The organism is Pseudomonas sp. J380 (genome assembly GCF_009827115.1).
GTDB classification, from domain to species: Bacteria; Pseudomonadota; Gammaproteobacteria; order Pseudomonadales; family Pseudomonadaceae; genus Aquipseudomonas; species Aquipseudomonas paracarnis.
The window spans coordinates 1,004,422-1,023,945 of the sequence record NZ_CP043060.1; the positions used below are offsets into that span (position 1 = coordinate 1,004,422).

Annotated in this window: 14 protein-coding genes and 1 pseudogene; 10 read left to right on the top strand and 5 right to left on the bottom strand. The window is 60.7% G+C overall.

Features of this window, described 5'->3' with window-relative positions; all coding sequences use genetic code 11:
* Positions 1-163 precede the first annotated feature (163 nt).
* The 5 genes from FXO12_RS04740 to FXO12_RS04760 all read left to right on the top strand — a co-directional run bounded on the left by FXO12_RS04740 (position 164) and on the right by FXO12_RS04760 (position 6,731).
* Positions 164-3,661, top strand: coding sequence for a response regulator (locus FXO12_RS04740; RefSeq protein ID WP_060773085.1), 3,498 nt, complete (start codon positions 164-166; stop codon positions 3,659-3,661).
* A complete protein-coding gene (locus FXO12_RS04745) occupies positions 3,662-4,492 on the top strand; it encodes a protein-glutamate O-methyltransferase CheR (protein WP_019817062.1) in 831 nt (276 codons plus the stop codon).
* On the top strand, positions 4,489-5,088 hold the full coding sequence (locus FXO12_RS04750; protein WP_054896518.1) for a chemotaxis protein CheB: 600 nt from the start codon (positions 4,489-4,491) through the stop codon (positions 5,086-5,088). The genes FXO12_RS04745 and FXO12_RS04750 overlap by 4 nt, the downstream gene beginning before the upstream one ends.
* Positions 5,082-6,275 (top strand): hybrid sensor histidine kinase/response regulator, encoded by a 1,194-nt coding sequence (locus FXO12_RS04755; protein ID WP_034127459.1) that lies wholly within the window; start codon positions 5,082-5,084, stop codon positions 6,273-6,275. The genes FXO12_RS04750 and FXO12_RS04755 overlap by 7 nt, the downstream gene beginning before the upstream one ends.
* A gap of 78 nt (positions 6,276-6,353) precedes the next feature.
* Complete coding sequence (locus FXO12_RS04760) at positions 6,354-6,731, top strand: response regulator (RefSeq protein WP_032897270.1); 378 nt, start codon at positions 6,354-6,356, stop codon at positions 6,729-6,731.
* 61 nt (positions 6,732-6,792) lie between these two features.
* On the opposite strand, the gene FXO12_RS04765 is transcribed toward FXO12_RS04760, so the two are convergent.
* From FXO12_RS04765 to FXO12_RS04780, 4 genes and pseudogenes are all read right to left on the bottom strand, one after another.
* On the bottom strand, positions 6,793-8,463 hold the full coding sequence (locus FXO12_RS04765) for an ATP-binding protein (protein WP_057975898.1): 1,671 nt from the start codon (positions 8,461-8,463) through the stop codon (positions 6,793-6,795).
* A pseudogene (locus FXO12_RS04770) lies at positions 8,463-9,962 on the bottom strand (ATPase domain-containing protein). Before FXO12_RS04770 ends, FXO12_RS04765 begins: the two are co-directional and overlap by 1 nt.
* 206 nt (positions 9,963-10,168) lie before the next feature.
* Entirely contained in the window at positions 10,169-11,227 is a 1,059-nt protein-coding gene (locus FXO12_RS04775) for a tetratricopeptide repeat protein (RefSeq protein WP_057975899.1), read from the bottom strand.
* Positions 11,228-11,297: 70 nt separating this feature from the next.
* Positions 11,298-12,191, bottom strand: coding sequence for a bestrophin family protein (locus tag FXO12_RS04780; RefSeq protein WP_054919016.1), 894 nt, complete (start codon positions 12,189-12,191; stop codon positions 11,298-11,300).
* A gap of 375 nt (positions 12,192-12,566) precedes the next feature.
* On the opposite strand from FXO12_RS04780, the gene FXO12_RS04785 reads away from it, so the two are divergent.
* The 5 genes from FXO12_RS04785 to FXO12_RS04805 are packed head-to-tail and all read left to right on the top strand — an operon-like array spanning position 12,567 to position 18,124.
* Entirely contained in the window at positions 12,567-14,216 is a 1,650-nt protein-coding gene (locus tag FXO12_RS04785; RefSeq protein WP_057975901.1) for an AMP-binding protein, read from the top strand.
* A 21-nt stretch (positions 14,217-14,237) separates the two neighbouring features.
* Entirely contained in the window at positions 14,238-15,005 is a 768-nt protein-coding gene (locus tag FXO12_RS04790) for an SDR family NAD(P)-dependent oxidoreductase (RefSeq protein ID WP_057975903.1), read from the top strand.
* A gap of 12 nt (positions 15,006-15,017) precedes the next feature.
* Positions 15,018-16,202, top strand: coding sequence for an acetyl-CoA C-acyltransferase (locus FXO12_RS04795; protein ID WP_047710882.1), 1,185 nt, complete (start codon positions 15,018-15,020; stop codon positions 16,200-16,202).
* Between the two features lie 9 nt (positions 16,203-16,211).
* The gene (locus tag FXO12_RS04800) at positions 16,212-17,339 is read left to right on the top strand and encodes an acyl-CoA dehydrogenase (protein WP_034127453.1); all 1,128 of its coding nucleotides are present in this window, start codon (positions 16,212-16,214) and stop codon (positions 17,337-17,339) included.
* 11 nt (positions 17,340-17,350) lie between these two features.
* Positions 17,351-18,124 (top strand): enoyl-CoA hydratase, encoded by a 774-nt coding sequence (locus FXO12_RS04805; RefSeq protein ID WP_057975905.1) that lies wholly within the window; start codon positions 17,351-17,353, stop codon positions 18,122-18,124.
* A 248-nt stretch (positions 18,125-18,372) separates the two neighbouring features.
* Here the strand turns inward: FXO12_RS04805 and FXO12_RS04810 are convergent, their stop codons facing one another.
* Complete coding sequence (locus FXO12_RS04810; protein WP_057975908.1) at positions 18,373-19,524, bottom strand: acyl-CoA dehydrogenase family protein; 1,152 nt, start codon at positions 19,522-19,524, stop codon at positions 18,373-18,375.

Sequence of the window (19,524 nt, forward strand, 5' to 3'; positions counted from 1 at the left end):
ACCTTAGCGAGGCAAAAAGTCCCGTCAGCTTGCGTAATGACTCACAAAGGTACCGGCGCCATGCGCTTGACCGCATCCGCTGCCAATCAACGCACAAACATAGCGTTGAGCGACGTTATTCGGGCAAACTTGCGGTTTTCCCGCATTTGGCCAAGGCATGCCCATGACACCCGCGTCGTCCGTCGATGAAAAAAGCTTTCGTACCTTGCTGAGCCGTAACGTGGCCCTGCCCTTGGGCGTGGGCGTGCTCAGCGCGGTGTTTTTCGTCTGCCTGATTACCTATTTGCTCTCGGTGATCCAGTGGGTGGAGCACACCGACCGCGTCATTAACAACCTCAATGAGACGTCCAAACTGACGGTTGACCTGGAAACGGGTATGCGCGGGTTCCTGATCACCGGTGACGAGCACTTCCTTGATCCGTACGAAGTGGCCAAGCCGAGGATCATTGCCGACCTGCGCAATTTGCAGGATCTGGTGGCCGACAACCCGCAGCAGGTCGACCGACTCAAGCGCTTGGAAACCTTGCAAACCGAATGGAACAACTACGCACAGTCGATGATTGAGCTGCAGCGCAACAGCGGGGATTATCGTGGCGCGGTCAAGGCGGGCCGGGGCAAGCGGCTCACCGATGAAATTCGCAAGGAATATGAGGACGCGGTGGCGATGGAACAGCAGTTCCGTATCACCCGTAACGCAGAGGTGACCCGCACGACGGTGATCAGTGTCACGCTGTACCTGGCGTTTGTACTGGGGCTGAGTGGTTTTCTGGCCTACATTGGCAGGAAGAATTTAATTTCACTTTCAAAGAGTTACAGCGCAAACCTCGCGTCACAACAGAAGATTGCACGGCGTCTGGAGCAAACCGCCTGGCTACGCAATGGCCAGACCGAGCTGGCCGAGCAAGTGCTGGGCCAACTGACCCTGAACATGCTGGGACGCAATATCCTGCAATTCTTCGCCCAGTACATGGGCTCGGCCGTCGCGGCGCTGTACGTGCGCGAAGAACACGGCGGCCTCAAGCGTGTGGCCACGTATGGCTTCTCCCGCGAGCAGGAACAACAGGAACAGTCGATCTACAACGACGAAGGCATCGTCGGGCAGGCCGCCCAGCGCGATCGCCTGATTCGCCTGGACGATGTGCCGGTGGATTACTTCAAGGTCAGCTCGGGACTGGGCGAGGGCGCGACCCGTAGTGTGTTGGTGGTGCCCACCAGCGATGACGACCGCGTCAACGGTGTGGTCGAGCTGGGTTTCCTGCGCCCGCTGGATGAGCGTGATATCGAACTGCTGGAACTGATCGCCGGCAATATCGGCACCTCCATCGAAGCCGCGCGCTATCGCCAGCGCTTGCAGGAAGTGCTGGCCGAGACCCAGCAGCTCAACGAAGAACTGCAAGTGCAACAGGAAGAGCTCAAGACCGCCAACGAAGAGCTGGAAGAACAGTCGCGCATTCTCAAGGAATCCCAGGCCCACCTGGAAACCCAGCAGGCTGAGCTGGAGCAGACCAACGAGCAACTCGCCGAACAGACCCAGACCCTGGCCGAACAGCGCGACGCCATGGACCGCAAGAACATCGAGCTGAACCAGGCCCAACTGGAGCTGGAAGACCGCGCCGATGAGCTGCAGCGTTCCAGCAAGTACAAGTCCGAATTCCTTGCCAACATGTCTCACGAGCTGCGCACACCGCTGAACAGCTCGCTGATCCTGGCCAAACTGCTGGCAGATAACCCCCAGGAAAACCTCAGCGCCGAGCAGGTCAAGTTTGCCGAATCGATCTATTCAGCCGGCAACGACTTGCTCAACCTGATCAACGACATCCTGGATATTTCCAAGGTCGAAGCCGGCAAGCTGGAAGTGCGCCCGGAAAACGCTAGCGTCGAACGCCTGGTGGATGGCCTGCGTGGCATGTTCGAGCCGCTGGCAATGGACCGCAAACTGGGCTTCCAGGTGGACGTGCAGCAAGGCTCGCCAACCCTACTGTTTACTGATCGCCAACGCCTGGAGCAGATCCTCAAGAACCTGTTGTCCAACGCCATCAAGTTCACCGAACAGGGCGAGGTCAGCCTGTCGGTGTCCCGCGCGCCGGGGGAGGGCATTGCCTTTACCGTGCGCGATTCCGGCATAGGTATCGCCCCGGATCAGCAGGAAAGCATCTTCGAAGCCTTCCGCCAGGCCGACGGAACCACCAATCGCCGTTACGGCGGTACTGGCCTGGGCTTGTCGATTTCCCGTGACCTGGCCACCTTGCTGGGCGGCTATATCAGTGTGACCAGCGAACCGGGCAAAGGCAGTATTTTCACGCTTGTACTGCCTGAACAGTATGTCGAACGCGACGAGGACGCAGCGCCGATCGAGCCACCGCGCCAAGTGGTGGTCGCGCCGGCACCGGCGCCCGTCAAGGTGTCGCCATTGCCGGTGGCCGACGCCAAGCTGATCCCACGCTTTGCCGACGACCGCGAAAAAGCACCGTTCAGCACCCGCTGCATCCTGGTGGTGGAAGACGAGCCGAATTTTGCGCGAATCCTGTTCGACCTCGCTCACGAACTGGGTTACCACTGCCTGGTCGCCCACGGTGCCGACGAGGGCTATAGCCTTGCCGAGCAGTACATCCCCGACGCGATCCTGCTGGACATGCGCCTGCCAGACCATTCCGGGCTGACCGTGCTGCAACGCCTCAAGGAACACGCCAACACGCGCCATATCCCCGTGCATGTGATTTCCGTGGAAGACCGCGTCGAAGCCGCCATGCACATGGGCGCCATCGGTTATGCCGTCAAGCCCACTACCCGCGAAGAGCTCAAGGACGTGTTTGCGCGCCTGGAAGCCAAGTTGACCCAGAAGGTCAAGCGCATCCTGCTGGTGGAAGACGATGACCTGCAGCGCGACAGCATTGCCCGCCTGATCGGCGACGATGACATCGAGATCACCGCCGTAGGCTTTGCCCAGGAAGCCCTCGACCTGCTGCGCACCACTATCTACGACTGCATGATCATCGACCTCAAGCTGCCGGACATGCTCGGCAACGAGCTGCTCAAGCGCATGGCCACCGAGGACATCTGCTCGTTCCCGCCAGTAATCGTCTACACCGGGCGTAACCTGACCCGGGATGAAGAGGCCGAACTGCGCAAGTATTCACGCTCGATCATCATCAAAGGTGCGCGCTCGCCCGAGCGTCTACTGGATGAAGTCACGCTGTTTCTGCACAAAGTCGAATCCCAGTTGTCCCATGACCGTCAGAAGATGCTCAAGACTGCCCGCAGCCGCGATAAGGTCTTCGAGGGGCGCAAGATCCTGCTGGTGGACGACGACGTACGCAATATCTTCGCCCTGACCAGCGCCCTGGAGCACAAAGGCGCTGTGGTGGTGATCGGGCGTAACGGCCAGGAAGCCATCGACAAGCTCAATGAAGTGGACGATATCGACCTGGTGCTGATGGACGTGATGATGCCGGAGATGGACGGTTACGAGGCCACCGCCTTGATCCGCCAGGACCCACGCTGGAAAAAACTGCCAATCATTGCCGTGACGGCCAAGGCCATGAAGGACGATCAGGAACGTTGCCTGGCAGCAGGCTCAAACGATTACCTGGCCAAGCCGATTGACCTGGACCGCCTGTTCTCACTGATTCGCGTATGGCTACCGAAGATGGAACGCATTTAAGTGGAGCAGTGTTTCTTGGATAAGAGCAGCGATATTGAGCTGCGCCTGTTGATCGAGGCGATTTACCTCAAGTACAGCTATGACTTTCGCGACTACTCGGGCGCGTCGGTCAAACGCCGTGTGGCCCATGCCTTGCGTCAGTTCGACTGCGCGACCATTTCCGCACTGCAAGAGCGCGTGTTGCACGACCCGGCCGCGTTCATGCAGTTGCTGCAATTCTTGACCATTCCGGTGAGCGAGATGTTTCGCGACCCGTCGCACTTCCTCGCGATTCGCCAGGAAGTCGTGCCGCTGCTCAAGACCTACCCGTCGATCAAGATCTGGATTGCCGGCTGCAGCACGGGCGAGGAGGTGTACTCCATGGCCATCCTGCTTCGTGAAGAAGGCTTGCTGGAACGCACCATCATCTACGCCACGGACATCAACCCCGCGTCGCTGGACAAAGCCAAGCAGGGCATCTTTTCCCTGGAGAACGTGCGCGCCTACACCGCCAATTATCAGCAGGCCGGCGGGCAACGGTCATTTGCCGACTACTACACAGCGGCTTACGATTACGCGATCTTCGACAAGACATTGCGCGAGAACGTGACCTTTGCCGACCACAGCCTTGCGACCGACAGCGTATTCTCAGAAACTCAATTAATTTCATGTCGTAACGTATTGATTTATTTCAATAAAAAATTGCAAGATCGAGCGTTTGGCTTGTTTCATGAGTCGCTGTGTCATCGCGGCTTTTTGGTGCTGGGCAGCAAGGAAACCCTGGATTTTTCCGCCTACAGCAAGCAATTCGAGCCCTTGGTCAAGCAGGAACGGATTTACCGAAAATCATGAGCGACGCGCCAGACACCCCGATTTCGGGGATCGAAGCCATCGTCGTCGGCGCTTCCGCCGGCGGCGTAGAGGCGTTGCTGAGTATTTTCGGCCAGTTGCCGAGCACCTTCGCGCTGCCGATCATTGCCGTGCTGCACCTGCCGGACGAGCGCCGCAGCCAACTGGCAGAAGTCTTTGCCCGGCGCCTGAACATCCCGGTCAAGGAGGCCAGGGACAAAGAAGCGCTGGAGGCGGGCACCTTGTACTTTGCCGGGCCCGGTTATCACCTCTCGGTAGAGCAGGACCGCAGCCTGTCCCTGAGCCAGGAAGACCGGGTGCACCATTCCAGACCCGCCATCGACTACCTGTTTTCCTCGGCGGCCGATGTGTATGGGCCTCGCCTGCTCGCCATTTTGTTGACTGGCGCCAACCAGGACGGCGCAAGCGGGCTGGCCCACGTCAAGCAATCGGGTGGCATTACCATCGTGCAGGACCCACAAGAGGCACGCATTGCCGTCATGCCCCTGGCGGCCCTGGCCTTGCACACACCTGACCATATTCTTTCCTTGAGCCGAATCGGCTCATTGCTGGCTTCCCTGGAACCCTTCCCATGTTAAGTACTGTCCAGGCCAAACTGCTGATCGTCGACGATCTGCCGGAAAACCTGCTGGCCCTCGAGGCGCTGATCAAGCGTGAGGATCGCCAGGTCTTCAAGGCATTGAGTGCCGACGAGGCGTTGTCCCTGTTGCTGGAACATGAATTCGCCATGGCGATCCTCGACGTGCAGATGCCTGGCATGAACGGTTTCGAACTGGCCGAACTGATGCGCGGCACCGAAAAGACCAAGAACATCCCCATCGTGTTCGTCAGCGCCGCTGGCCGCGAACTCAACTACGCCTTCAAGGGATATGAAAGCGGCGCGGTGGACTTCCTGCACAAGCCGCTGGATATCCATGCGGTCAAGAGCAAGGTCAATGTGTTCGTCGACCTGTATCGGCAGAGCAAGGCGATGAAGCTGCAAGTTGAAGAACTGGAGCGCAGCCGCCGTGAGCAGGAGCTGTTGCTCACGCGCCTGCAGGCCACCCAGGCCGAGCTGGAACAGGCGGTGCGCATGCGTGACGACTTCATGTCGATTGTCGCCCACGAAGTGCGTACGCCCCTCAACGGGCTGATTCTGGAGACCCAACTGCGCAAGATGCACCTGGCCCGGGACAACGCCGCGGCGTTTACCCTGGACAAGATGCGCGCCATGGTTGACCGCGATGAGCGCCAGATCCAGAGCTTGATCCGCCTGATCGAGGACATGCTCGACGTGTCGCGTATCCGTACCGGCAAGCTGTCGATTCGCCCGGCACGCATCGACCTTGCGCAACTGGTACGCAACCTGGTGGATAACTTCGCGCCGCAAGTGGCAGCCGCCGAGTCGTCCATGCAATTGCAGGCCGAAAGCCCGGTGCAAGGCTGCTGGGATGAGTTCCGTATCGAGCAGGTGATCACCAACCTGCTGACCAACGCCCTGCGCTACGGAGCCAAGAGCCCGGTGCAGGTGCGGGTGTATACCGAGCATGGCGAAGCGCGGGTAGAGGTACGCGACCATGGCATTGGTATCAGCGAGGAGAACCAGAAGCGTATTTTCCAACAGTTCGAACGGGTTTCGGCCAACCATTCCGCAGCCGGCCTGGGCCTGGGCCTGTTTATTTCCGAGCAGATCGTGGCGGCCCATGGCGGCACGATTGAGGTCGAGAGTCAGATAGGTGAGGGCGCCCTGTTCCGGGTATGCCTGCCTTTGGAAGTGGCCGAGTGAAATCAATCGTCACCCCGACGCAACCTCTGCGTGACCCCATGGTCGTAACTGCAGCAATTGACCGGACAAAGGCTTCCCATGAGTGAAGATGCACAAGATGTCGTACTGATCGTCGAGGACGACGAATCCATTATGTTTGTGCTGGGCGAGTACCTGGCAGGCTTGGGCTACCGGGTCTTGAAGGCGATCGACGGGGAGCAGGCCTTCGAAATCCTTGCGACCAAACCGCACCTGGACTTGATGGTGACCGATTACCGCCTGCCGGGTGGGATCTCGGGCGTGCAAATTGCCGAGCCGGCAATCAAATTGCGTCCGGAGCTGAAGGTGATCTTTATCAGCGGGTACCCGCAGGAAATTCTGGACTGCCACAGCCCCATCACGCGCAATGCGCCGATCCTGGCAAAGCCGTTCGATCTGGATACGCTGCAGGAGCATATCCAGCGGTTATTGGCGTAATACCGCACAACTTGAGACTCTGCGCATCTCGACGCTCTTCTTTTTAGGTGGCGTGACCGCCCTAGGCCCTGATCATTTCTCGGACCTTGGCGGTCAACAAATCGAAGGTAAACGGCTTGGTGATCAACTGCATGCCAGGATCCAGGAACCCCCCTCGCACGGCGGCGTGCTCGGCATAGCCGGTGATGAACAATACCTTGAGTTGAGGACGAATCTGCCGGCCGATTTCCGCCAGTTGCCGGCCGTTCATACCGGGTAGGCCGACATCGCTGATCATCAGGTCGATGCGCTGTTCGGATTCAATGATCGGCACCGCCGTATTCGCATCCCCAGCCTCGATAAACCCATACCCCAGTTCTTTGAGCACAGCGCTGACCAGCACCCGAACCGCGGGGTCATCCTCGACAATCAACACCGTTTCCCCAGCATTGGCAAACGGCAGCAGTGTCGGGTTGAGCGGCGCCTGTGGCTGGGGCTCACCGATGAAGCGCGGCAGAAACAGGCTGACCGTCGTGCCTTGGTTGACTTCGCTGTGGATGGTCACATGCCCACGAGACTGACGAGCGAAGCCGTAGATCATCGACAACCCAAGACCGGTGCCTTGGCCGATGGGTTTGGTGGTAAAAAACGGATCGAACACGCGGCCCATCAGATGTTGCGGTATGCCGCAACCGTTGTCGCTGACACTCAGCTCTACGTAGTCGCCCGGGGTCAAGGTGCCGTAGGCGGCGGTAAAGACACTGTCGAGGTGGCGATTGGTGGTCTCCACGGTCAGCGTGCCACCCGTGGGCATGGCGTCGCGCGCGTTGATCACCAGGTTGAGCAAGGCGCTTTCGAGCTGGTTCGGGTCGGCTTCGGCGGTCCACAGGGCATCGCTCAGACGCATGTCCAGGCTGATGCTTTCGTTGATGCTGCGTTGCAGCAACTCGCCCATGGCTGCCACCAGTTGATTGATCTGCACGGGCTTGGAGTCAAGCGATTGTCGGCGCGAAAACGCCAGCAACCGGTGTGTGAGGCTGGCCGCGCGATTGGCGGAGGTCACACCCAGGTCGATCAGGCTGTCCAAGTCATCCAGCTTGCCTCGGGATACCCGCCTGCGCAGCAGTTCCAGGCTGCCGATAATGCCCGTGAGCATATTGTTGAAGTCATGGGCGATACCGCCGGTCAACTGGCCGACGGCTTCCATTTTCTGCGACTGGCGCAAAGCCTCTTCGTTATGGCGCAGTTGAGCCGTGCGTTCTTCCACTTGCTGTTCAAGCGTTTCCAGGGTGCGCTGCAGCCGCAGTTCACTCTCGCTCAAGTCAATCAACCGGTCCCGTGCTTCGTATTGGCGACGCCGACCGCGCAGCGCGGCGCTCACCAGGCTGATCAGGGTAATGGGGTGGAAAGGCCGCTCCAGAAACGTCACGTTGCCCAGCAAGCCACTGAGCCGGGTGGAGCCGTTCTGCTCTTTGCCGCCATGATGGGTCATCAGCACGATCGGCAGGTCGGACCACGCCGGCTGCTGGTGCAATTGCTCGAGCAGTGGTTCAAGGTCTACGCCACGCAGCGCCTCGGCGGCAATGATGAGCAGGCCGGCGCCTTGCGCCAGTTCTTCGCACACTTGACCCAGGTTGCTGGCGACGATCCCGCTGTAGCCGGCTTCGTTAAGCATCATCAGCGCCAATGAACCATCGCGGCCCATGGGCGCCAGCACGATGGCGCGCTCGGAGATGGGGGAGAGGGCCGGCACTAGCCCTCATCCTTGAGCAGAGGGGAGCCGGCGCCCATATAGGTTGGAATGCCGCGCAGCACACCCTGGAAGTTATCCAGGGGAACACCCACGGTCATGCCACGGCTGCCGATGCGATATTCGCGGATAGTCGACTCATGGGAGCCAGTCCTTTTCTTGATGATCGAAATGGCCCGGCGAACTTTGCCCAGAGCCTCGAAGTAACGCAGCAGGATCACGGTGTCAGCCAGGTAGGTGATGTCGACCGGGGTCTGCATGTCGCCCACCAGGCCGTGCTGGGCCACCGTCATGAAGGTCGCGGCACCGCGGCGGTTGAGGTACAGCAACAGCTCATGCATATGCAGGATCAACGCGTTTTCTTCAGGCATTGCGGCCTGGTAGCCGTTGATACTGTCGATGACCACCGTCTTGATGCCGCGTTCATCCACGCAGCGACGAACCCGGTGCGAAAATTCGCCGGGGGAGAGTTCAGCGGCGTCTACCTGTTCGATCAGCAGGTTGCCGGTGTCCCGTAGCGCGGCGAGATCAATGCCCATGTTTTTCATGCGCTCGAACAGCAGGCCCAGTTCTTCATCGAAGATAAACAGCGCAGCCTTTTCGCCTCGCGCCACGGCGGCGGCGGCGAAGATCATCGAGATCAGCGACTTGCCGGTGCCCGCCGGGCCGAGAATCAGGCTGCTGGAGCCGGTCTCGATACCACCGCCGAGCAAAGAGTCCAACTCCTCGATGCCACTGCTCAACGTTTGACGGTTATAACCACCGCGATGCTCGGCCGCTACCAGGCGCGGGAACACGTGAATGCCGTCGCCCATGATGGTGAAATCATGAAAGCCGCCACGGTATTTCTGGCCACGGTATTTCACTACGCGGATACGCCGACGCTCGGCACCGTAGGTGGGGGTCAGTTCTTCCAGGCGAATCACGCCGTGGGCCACGCTGTGCACGGTTTTATCCAGGGACTCGGTGGTCAGGTCGTCCAGCAGCAGTACGGTGGCGTCATAGCGTACGAAGTAGTGCTTGATCGCCAGGATCTGCCGGCGATAGCGCAAGGAGCTTTGCGCCAAAAGGCGGATCTAAGACAGGCTGTCGACCACCACGCGGGTCGGCTTGACCCGTTCTACCACTTCAAAGATCTGGCGGGTGGCTTCACCCAGTTCCAGGTCGGAGGAATACAGCAGACTTTGCTGGTGATCGGCGTTGAGCAGGCTTTCCGGTGGGGTCAGCTCGAAGATATGAATATGCTCATCCAAGTCCCAGCCGTGGGATTTGGCACCCTGGCGCAGTTCGTGCTCGGTTTCGGACAGGGTGATATATAAGCAACGTTCGCCGTTCTGCGCACCGGCCCGCAGAAAATGCAGGGCCACGGTGGTTTTACCGGTGCCGGGTTCGCCTTCGAGCAAAAACACGTGGCTTCGCGATAGCCCCCCGGCAAGAATGTCATCAAGACCTTCGACGCCGGTGGCCGCCTTTTCACTCAACAGCTGTTTGGATGTACTCAAGAAGTGCCCTCAGGTCACGTACAAGTAGAGGGGCACGCCGAATGGGACGCGCCATATTCACTTGACCGTAGTGGCACGTAGCGGTTCAACGTTTTGTAAGAAATGCAGCCGTGTAGGAGCGAGCTTGCTCGCGAAGATCTGAAGGGCGCCACGGTGAACCAGGCAGTCCGCGTTATCGTTAACGATCTTCGCGAGCAAGCTCGCTCCTACAGGCCCTGCTGTAGCGCCGGATCATCCGGGTTCTGTTGCTCCAGTTGAGCGAGCAGCACCTGGACGTTCTGCAACTGGCCGGTCTCTTTCCAGTAGGTGACCAGCAGCACGCGGGCTTTGCGGTTGGCGGGGTGACGCTGGACGATTTCTTCCAACTGGCGCTGGGCCGCCTCTACTTCGTCCTGGGCGTGCAGGGTCGTGGCCAGGTCGTAGCGATAATCCGGGTTGTCCGGCGCAAGCTCCACCGCCTTGGACAGGCCGAGCAGGGCGTAGGGCCGCTCGCCATGGTGCAGCAGCCACATGCCCAGAGCATGTTGCAGGTAGGCCGATTCGGGGTGCGCAGCCAATTGTCGGGCCAGCAGTTGACGCGACTCGTCAGTCTTTCCTTGTTTGTCCAGCAGTTCGATTTGCGATACCACCGCTTGCAGGTTGTCCGGCTGCAAGCGCATTGCCTGCTCCAGGGCGTTTTGCGCCTCCGGCAGCAGGGCGCTGTGGATGTACAGGCGCGCCAATTGAATCCAGCCTTCAGCCGTTTCGGGCTGGGCCTTCAGCGTTGTCACGAATTCGTCGAGCACCTGCTGCAGTGGGCCAAAGTACAAACCCAGGGTATCGGGCGACAGGCCGAGCAAGGCGTTGGCGGCCGCAAAGCGCACCGATTGTTCCGGATCGTCCAGCACCGGGCCGAGCAGTAAGGTGCGCTGGCCAGTGGGCACCAAGCCGACGATGCTGTGAATCGCGGCTTCGCGCACCAGCGCCGACTTATCGGCGAGGTCTTTATCGGCCAGTTTCAGCGCCTGGGGGCTGGGGTAATTGGGCAGCTCGGCGTGCAAGGCGGCGCGGCGCTCGGGCGACAGGTCCGGCCGGCCGAGCTGTTGGTACAACACACGTGCGGCGCCTGGCTCGCCATTATGCGCCTGCTTCAAGGCCTTGGAATAGCCATGGGCAGTGGCCGGGGGGACGGCCACTGCCGGGGTACGGGAGAAAAACCAGGTGATCAGTACGATCAGCAACAGGGCGCACAGGCCGATGATGGAGTAACGGCGAGACTTTGACATGCAGGCGTCCGAAAGCTTGGGCAGCAAAGTTCCAAGCTTCGGTCAGTGCGAGGCGAGTGTCAAACCCGCGTCAGGTCAGCACGTAGTCCGCTGGCTCCAACGCTGGCGGCAGGTTGACTTCACCCAAGGCGGAGAGGATCTCGCGCTCCAATGTCCGCAGGATAGCGTCACACGGCAAGTCGTTTTCGTCGAAGCCGAAGGGGTCTTCCAATTCATCGCCAATCGCATCCAGGCCAAAGAAGGTGTAGCTGACAATCGCGGTGAACACTGGCGTCAACCAGCCAAGAGGCTCGGCCATGGCGAATGGCAGCAAGATGCAGAACAGGTAGATGGTGCGGTGCAACAGCAGGGTGTAGGGAAAGGGCAGTGGTGTGGTCTTGATGCGCTCGCATGCCGCCTGCACCTGGCTCAGGCTGACCAGCCGGGCTTCCAGTTGGGTGTAGCGCCATTCGCTGATCACGCCCTGTTGTGCCAGGACCGAAAAGCGCGCACCGACTGCTTGCAGCACGCTGTCCGGCAGGTTGGGGTGGCTCGCTGGCACGCTGATCCACGGGTGTATCGCCCGGGCTTGATCTTCATGGCGCAAATGCGCGACCAAGCCATGGGCAAAACCGCACAGGCCGCGCAGCAGGCCAGCACGCTCGGCGGTGTCCCCCAGCACCTGGGTCTCGCGAATCAGCGAGCGCACGTCAATGACCATTTGCCCCAGTTGCTTGCGGCCCTCCCACCAACGGTCGTAGCAGGCGTTGTTGCGAAAACTCATGAAGATCGACAGTGACAGGCCCAACAAGGTGAAGGGCGTAGCGTTGACCTTGGAAAAATAGGCGGGGTGCAGGGTTTCCACCAGCACGATGACCGAGGCCAACAGCGTGACCAGCAGGCTGCGCCAGGCAATGCGCTTGGCAATGGAGCCTTTGAGGGAGAACAGGATACCCAGGACGTTGGGTTTAGGGCGAACGATCATGGAGGGCTTCTGTGGCGGAGCAGGCTGTCAGATTAGAAGCTGCTATGCATCGCGTCCAATCACTTGGATCGACCGTCTGATCAGTCGAATCAATGACTGACGTGGGAGCCGGCAGAACATAATCCTGTGGGAGCTGGCTTGCCTGCGAAAGCGGCGGTGCAGTGACAGTCGGGGTGACTGACCCACCGCCTTCGCGGGCAAGCCCGCTCCCACAGAAAAGCGAAAAAGCCCCCGCGTTTCGCTACGGACTGGCCAAACCAGTCAGCCAAGTTGAAGGCTTTGACCATTGCCGTTGCGCCGCTCTGGAGCGACTATTTCAGCGGTTTATCGAGTTGTAAACGTCCTGAAAATAAAAACACAGAAGGATAGGAAGCGATGCGTGAGTATTTGGCTGCCACCACCGAGTTTGATTACCAGCATACCGTCGACGCCGCACTGGCCGGCAATCTGCAGGCGCTCAATGCCTGTGTGGAATGCTGTGACCGTCACGCGCTGCCGGGGCGCATCGCGTTGTTCTGGGAAGGCAAGGACGGGCGCAGCGCCACCTCCACCTTTACCGAACTGCAGGAGCAGGCCGCACGTTTCGCCAACTTCCTGCTGGCCCAGGGCGTCAAGCGCGGTGACAAGGTGGCGGGCCTGTTGCCCCGCACTGGCGAATTGTTGGTGGTCGTGCTGGCGACGTGGCGCATCGGCGCGGTCTATCAGCCGCTGTTTACCGCGTTCGGACCCAAGGCGATTGAACATCGCTTGAACAGCTCTGGCGCAGCGCTGGTAGTCACCGATGCGGTGAACCGCCCCAAGCTGGGCGAAGTCGCCGACTGCCCGACCATCGTCACAGTCGCCGGGGCCAAAGGCGAAGGTATCGTGCGGGGCGACTACAGCTTCTGGGCCGAACTGCCCAATTACTCTTCTCACTGCGAGCCGGTGCTGCTGGGCGCAGAGGAGCCGTTTCTGCTGATGTTCACCTCCGGCACCACCGGCCCGTCCAAGGCGCTGTCGGTACCGCTCAAGGCCATCGTCGCGTTCCAGGGCTATATGCGCGACGCCGTGGATTTGCGCCCCGAGGACGCGTTCTGGAATGTTGCCGACCCTGGCTGGGCCTATGGCATCTATTTCGGCGTGACCGGGCCGTTGTCCATGGGGCACCCGATTACCTTCTACGATGGCCCGTTCACCCTGGAAAGCACCTGCCGGGTCATCAATAAATACGCGATCACCAACCTGACCGGTTCGCCCACGGCGTATCGGCTGTTGATTGCCGGTGGCGAACAGTTCGCCCGTTCGATCAAGGGCAAGCTGCGCATCGTCAGCAGCGCCGGCGAGCCATTGAACCCGGAGGTGATCCGCTGGTTCGCCGACAACCTTGGCGTGACCATCCACGACCATTACGGCCAGACCGAGCTGGGCATGGTGCTGTGCAATCACCATGGTTTGGCGCATCCGGTGCATGTCGGCTCGGCGGGTTTTGCCTCGCCAGGGCATCGCATCGTGGTGCTGGATGACAACCATCAGGAGCTGCCAGCCGGCCAACCCGGCATCCTTGCCATCGACCGCGAGCAATCGCCTATGTGCTGGTTTGCCGGGTACGACGGCGTGAAAACCAAGGCGTTCGTCGGCAAGTACTACCTCAGCGGCGACACCGTGGAGCTGAACCCGGACGGCAGCATCAGCTTTGTCGGGCGCAGCGACGACGTGATCACTACATCCGGCTACCGCGTGGGCCCTTTCGATGTGGAAAGCGCGTTGGTGGAACACCCTGCGGTGGTCGAGGCTGCCGTGGTCGGCAAGCCTTGCCCGGAGCGCACCGAGCTGGTCAAAGCCTTTGTGGTGATCAGTGAGCAATACCGTGCCACCCCGGAGCTGGCTGAAGAGTTGCGCCTGCATGTGCGTCAGCGCCTGGCCGCCCATGCGTACCCGCGGGAAATCGAATTTGTCAGCGACTTGCCCAAGACCCCGAGCGGCAAGCTGCAACGCTTTATTTTGCGCAATCAGGAAATAGCCAAGGCCCAGGCGGCCGTGGCGTGATCCCTTTAAAAGGAAACAACGATGCAGATTGAAAACAAGGTATTCCTGGTCAGCGGCGGCGCGTCGGGCCTCGGCGCGGCCACGGCTGAAATGCTGGTCGCCGCAGGTGCCAAGGTGATGCTGGTGGACATGAACGCTGACGCCGTGGCCGCCAAGGCCGAGCAACTGGGCGACAACGCCCGCAGTGCCGTAGCAGACATCAGCCAGGAAGCCGCTGCAGAAGCGGCGGTGAAGGCGGCGGTCGAGGCCTTTGGTGGCTTGCATGGCCTGGTCAACTGCGCGGGTGTGGTGCGCGGCGAGAAGATCCTCGGCAAGAATGGCCCGCACGGCCTGGCAAGCTTTGCCCAGGTGATCAACGTCAACCTGGTCGGCAGCTTCAATCTGCTGCGCCTGGCCGCTGCGGCTATCGCTGAAACCGAGGCGAATGCCGACGGCGAGCGCGGCGTTATCATCAATACCGCCTCGGTGGCGGCATTCGATGGGCAGATCGGCCAGGCTGCGTACGCCGCCTCCAAGGGCGCGATCGCCAGCCTCACCTTGCCCGCCGCACGAGAACTGGCGCGCTTTGGTATCCGTGTGATGACCATTGCACCGGGCATTTTCGAAACCCCGATGATGGCCGGCATGACCCCGGAGGTGCGCGACTCCCTGGCTGCCGGCGTGCCGTTCCCGCCACGCTTGGGCAAACCTGCTGAATATGCCGCGCTGGTACGCCACATCATTGAAAACAGCATGCTCAATGGCGAGGTGATCCGTCTCGACGGTGCCTTGCGCATGGCCGCCAAATAAGGAGCAATTGCCATGAACGACCCTATTGTTATTGTCAGCGCCGTGCGCACGCCCATGGGCGGTTTCCAGGGCGACCTCAAAAGCCTGACCGCACCGCAGCTGGGCGCAGCCGCCATTCGTGCGGCGGTCGAGCGTGCCGGTATCGCCACCGATGCCGTCGACGAAGTGCTGTTTGGCTGTGTGCTGCCCGCCGGGCTTGGACAGGCGCCTGCCCGCCAGGCTGCCCTGGGCGCCGGACTGGACAAGGGCACGCGCTGCACCACCCTCAACAAAATGTGCGGTTCCGGCATGGAAGCGACGATTCTGGCCCACGACTCGCTGCGCGCTGGCAGCGTGGATGTGGTGATCGCAGGCGGCATGGAAAGCATGTCCAACGCCCCGTACCTGCTGGATCGTGCGCGCAGCGGCTACCGCATGGGCCACGGCAAGGTGCTGGACCATATGTTCCTCGACGGCCTCGAAGATGCTTACGACAAGGGGCGCCTGATGGGCACCTTTGCCGAGGACTGCGCCGAGCACAATGGTTTTACCCGGGAAGCCCAGGACGCGTTTGCCATCGCTTCCCTGACCCGCGCACAAGAGGCCATCACCCACGGCAGCTTTGCCAGTGAAATCGTCCCGGTGCAGGTCACCGTGGGCAAGGAACAAAAAACCATCCTTCACGATGAGCAACCGCCGAAAGCCAAGCTGGACAAGATTGCCAGCCTGAAACCGGCGTTCCGTGACGGCGGTACAGTGACGGCAGCCAACTCCAGCTCGATCTCCGATGGCGCCGCGGCGTTGTTGCTGATGCGTGAGTCCGAGGCACTCAAGCGCGGCCTCAAGCCGTTGGCAGTGATCCACGGGCACGCCGCGTTTGCCGATGAGCCTGGGCTGTTTCCGGTGGCGCCGGTGGGGGCGATTCGCAAACTGATGAGCAAGACCGGCTGGAGCCTCGACGAGGTGGACCTGTTCGAAATCAACGAGGCCTTCGCCGTGGTCAGCCTGGTGACCATGAGCAAGCTGGAGATTCCCCACGACAAGGTCAACGTGCATGGTGGTGCCTGTGCATTGGGCCACCCCATTGGTGCCTCCGGCGCACGCATCCTGGTGACGTTGCTCGCGGCCCTGCGCCAGAAGGGCCTCAAGCGTGGCGTCGCCGCTATCTGCATTGGCGGCGGTGAAGCCACGGCCATGGCCGTTGAATGCCTGTATTGAGGATGACCTATGTTGCCCAATGACGAACAACTGCAAATCAGCGACGCCGCCCGGCAATTTGCCCAGGAGCGCTTGAAACCCTTCGCCGCCGAGTGGGACCGCGAGCATCGTTTTCCCAAGGAGGCCATTGGGGAAATGGCCGAACTGGGATTTTTCGGCATGCTGGTCCCGGAACAGTGGGGCGGTTGCGACACCGGCTACCTTGCCTACGCCATGGCCCTGGAAGAAATCGCCGCTGGCGACGGTGCCTGCTCCACGATCATGAGCGTGCACAACTCGGTGGGTTGCGTACCGATCCTCAAGTTTGGCAATGACCAGCAGAAAGAGCAGTTCCTCACGCCCCTGGCCAGCGGCGCCATGCTCGGTGCCTTCGCGCTGACCGAACCCCAGGCCGGCTCCGACGCCAGCAGCCTGAAAACCCGTGCGCGCCTTGAAGGCGACCACTATGTACTCAACGGCTGCAAACAGTTCATCACCTCCGGGCAAAACGCCGGGATCGTGATTGTGTTTGCGGTCACTGACCCCGCCGCAGGCAAGCGTGGAATCAGCGCGTTTATCGTGCCCACCGATTCGCCCGGTTATACCGTGGCACGGGTGGAAGACAAGCTGGGGCAGCATGCCTCGGACACTTGTCAGATCCTGTTTGAAGACGTGAAAGTACCGGTGGCCAACCGTCTGGGCGAGGAGGGCGAGGGCTACAAAATCGCCTTGGCCAACCTGGAAGGTGGCCGCGTGGGCATCGCCTCCCAGTCGGTGGGCATGGCCCGCGCCGCCTTCGAAGCGGCCCGCGACTATGCCCGTGAGCGTGAAAGCTTTGGCAAGCCGTTGATCGAACACCAGGCCGTGGCCTTTCGCCTGGCCGACATGGCCACCCAGATCGCCGTCGCCCGGCAGATGGTGCATTACGCCGCCGCCCTGCGTGACAGTGGCAAGCCGGCGCTGGTGGAAGCGTCCATGGCCAAGCTGTTTGCGTCCGAAATGGCCGAGAAAGTCTGCTCGGCCGCCTTGCAAACCTTGGGCGGTTACGGTTACCTGAACGACTTCCCTCTTGAGCGGATCTACCGCGACGTGCGGGTCTGCCAGATTTACGAAGGCACCAGCGATATTCAACGCATGGTCATCTCACGCAATCTTTAAGGAGCCGATACATGAGTTACGAAACCATCCTGCTTGACGTCCAGGGCCGTGTCGGGCTGATCACGCTCAACCGTCCCAGCGCACTGAACGCCTTGAATGCACAACTGGTCAGTGAGCTGAACCAGGCGCTGGACAGCCTGGAAGCCAACCCTGAAATTGGCTGCATCGTGCTGACTGGCTCGAAAAAAGCCTTCGCGGCCGGTGCCGACATCAAGGAAATGGCCGAGCTGACCTACCCGCAGATCTATATGGACGACTTGTTCAGCGACAGCGATCGCGTGGCCAATCGCCGCAAGCCGATCATCGCCGCCGTGAATGGCTTCGCCCTGGGCGGTGGCTGCGAACTGGCCCTGATGTGTGACTTTATCCTTGCCGGCGACACCGCCAAATTCGGTCAGCCGGAAATCAATCTGGGCGTGCTGCCGGGCATGGGCGGCACCCAGCGCCTGACCCGTGCAGTGGGCAAGGCCAAGGCCATGGAAATGTGCCTGACCGGGCGTTTTATTGACGCGGTAGAGGCCGAGCGCTGCGGCATTGTCGCGCGTATCGTACCCGCCGATGAACTGCTGGAAGAAGCGCTGAAAGTGGCCGCCCTGATCGCTGGTAAATCCGTACCGATCAGCATGATGGTCAAGGAAAGCGTGAACCGTGCGTTTGAAGTCAGCCTGTCCGAAGGCGTGCGCTTTGAGCGCCGGGTGTTTCATGCGGCGTTCGCGACCCAGGATCAGAAGGAAGGCATGGCCGCATTCGTGGCCAAGCGGACGCCGGAATTCAAGGATAAATAACCCTGCCAAACCCCGCATAGCAACGGTGGGAGCTGGCTTGCCTGCGATGGCATCGCCTCGGTTAGCTGATGGACCGAGGTGTCTGCATCGCAGGCAAGCCATAATGCCAGACGGTCAAGGCATTTTTGTAGGAGCGAGCTTGCTCGCGAGAAGCTCACAGACGCCGCGGTCAGTCAGCAAGCACGCGTTATCGTTGACGTTTTTCGCGAGCAAGCTCGCTCCTACAGAAGGCGATGGTGTCATGTCCGTTAGAGCTGGTAGTTTTTCAACTCCCTGGCAATCACCATCCGCTGAATCTCGCTGGTTCCTTCATAAATCTGCGTGATCCGTGCATCCCGGTAGTAACGCTCCACCGGGTAATCCTCCAGATACCCATACCCACCATGGATCTGCATCGCCTTGGAGCAGACCCGCTCAGCCATTTCCGAGGCGAACAGCTTGGCCTGGGAGGCTTCGGACAAGCACGGTTTGCCGGCAGTACGCAGGCGCGCAGCATGGAGGATCAGCAGGCGCGCAGCGTTGAGCTGGGTTTGCATGTCGGCCAGCAGGTTGGCCACGCTCTGGTGTTCGATGATTGCCTTGTCGAACTGCACCCGATCACGGGCGTAGGCCAGCGCGGCTTCAAACGCGGCGCGGGCGATGCCCAGGGCCTGGGCGGCGATACCAATGCGGCCGCCTTCCAGGTTGGAGAGGGCGATGGCCAGCCCCTTGCCGCGCTCACCCAACAAGCTGGCTTCAGGAACCTTGCATTGGTTGAGGGTGACGGCGCAGGTGTCTGACGCACGAATGCCCATCTTGTGCTCGGTGCGGTCGACCACGAAACCGGGGGTATCGGTGGGCACCAGGAACGCCGAAATACCTTTCTTGCCCAGGTCCGGATCGGTCACGGCGAACACGATGGCCAACTTGGCCCGCTTGCCGTTGCTGACAAACTGCTTGGCGCCATTGATGACCCATTGGCCATCACGCAGCTCGGCACGGGTGCGCAGGTTATGGGCTTCGGAACCGGCCTGGGGTTCGGTCAGGCAGAAGCAACCGATGGCCTGGCCACTGGCGAGTTCGGCCAGCCAGGTGTGTTTCTGTTCGGTTGTGCCGTAGTTGAGGATCGGCCCGCAACCCACTGAATTATGGATGCTCATCAACGCGCCCGTCGCAGCGTCACCGGCGGATATTTCCTCCACGGCCAGGGCATAGGCGACGTAATCGACATAGGTGCCACCCCATTCTTCCGGGACGACCATGCCTAGCAGGCCCAGCTCGCCCATCTTCGCCACCAGGGCGTCGTCGATCCAGCCGGCTTTTTCCCAGGCTTGGGCATGGGGGGCGATTTCGCCTCGGGCAAAATCCCGCGCCATGTCGCGGATCATCACTTGTTCTTCAGTGTATTCAAGATCTTGCAT

Bases quoted from the DNA above. Each gene is read 5' to 3' on its own strand.
- FXO12_RS04740 (WP_060773085.1), top strand. From the start codon at position 164: ATGACACCCGCGTCGTCCGTCGATGAAAAAAGCTTTCGTACCTTGCTG.
- FXO12_RS04750 (WP_054896518.1), top strand. From the start codon at position 4,489: ATGAGCGACGCGCCAGACACCCCGATTTCGGGGATCGAAGCCATCGTC.
- FXO12_RS04755 (WP_034127459.1), top strand. From the start codon at position 5,082: ATGTTAAGTACTGTCCAGGCCAAACTGCTGATCGTCGACGATCTGCCG.
- FXO12_RS04760 (WP_032897270.1), top strand. From the start codon at position 6,354: ATGAGTGAAGATGCACAAGATGTCGTACTGATCGTCGAGGACGACGAA.
- FXO12_RS04775 (WP_057975899.1), bottom strand. From the start codon at position 11,227: ATGTCAAAGTCTCGCCGTTACTCCATCATCGGCCTGTGCGCCCTGTTG.
- FXO12_RS04780 (WP_054919016.1), bottom strand. From the start codon at position 12,191: ATGATCGTTCGCCCTAAACCCAACGTCCTGGGTATCCTGTTCTCCCTC.
- FXO12_RS04785 (WP_057975901.1), top strand. From the start codon at position 12,567: ATGCGTGAGTATTTGGCTGCCACCACCGAGTTTGATTACCAGCATACC.
- FXO12_RS04790 (WP_057975903.1), top strand. From the start codon at position 14,238: ATGCAGATTGAAAACAAGGTATTCCTGGTCAGCGGCGGCGCGTCGGGC.
- FXO12_RS04795 (WP_047710882.1), top strand. From the start codon at position 15,018: ATGAACGACCCTATTGTTATTGTCAGCGCCGTGCGCACGCCCATGGGC.
- FXO12_RS04800 (WP_034127453.1), top strand. From the start codon at position 16,212: ATGTTGCCCAATGACGAACAACTGCAAATCAGCGACGCCGCCCGGCAA.
- FXO12_RS04805 (WP_057975905.1), top strand. From the start codon at position 17,351: ATGAGTTACGAAACCATCCTGCTTGACGTCCAGGGCCGTGTCGGGCTG.
- FXO12_RS04810 (WP_057975908.1), bottom strand. From the start codon at position 19,524: ATGCAAGATCTTGAATACACTGAAGAACAAGTGATGATCCGCGACATG.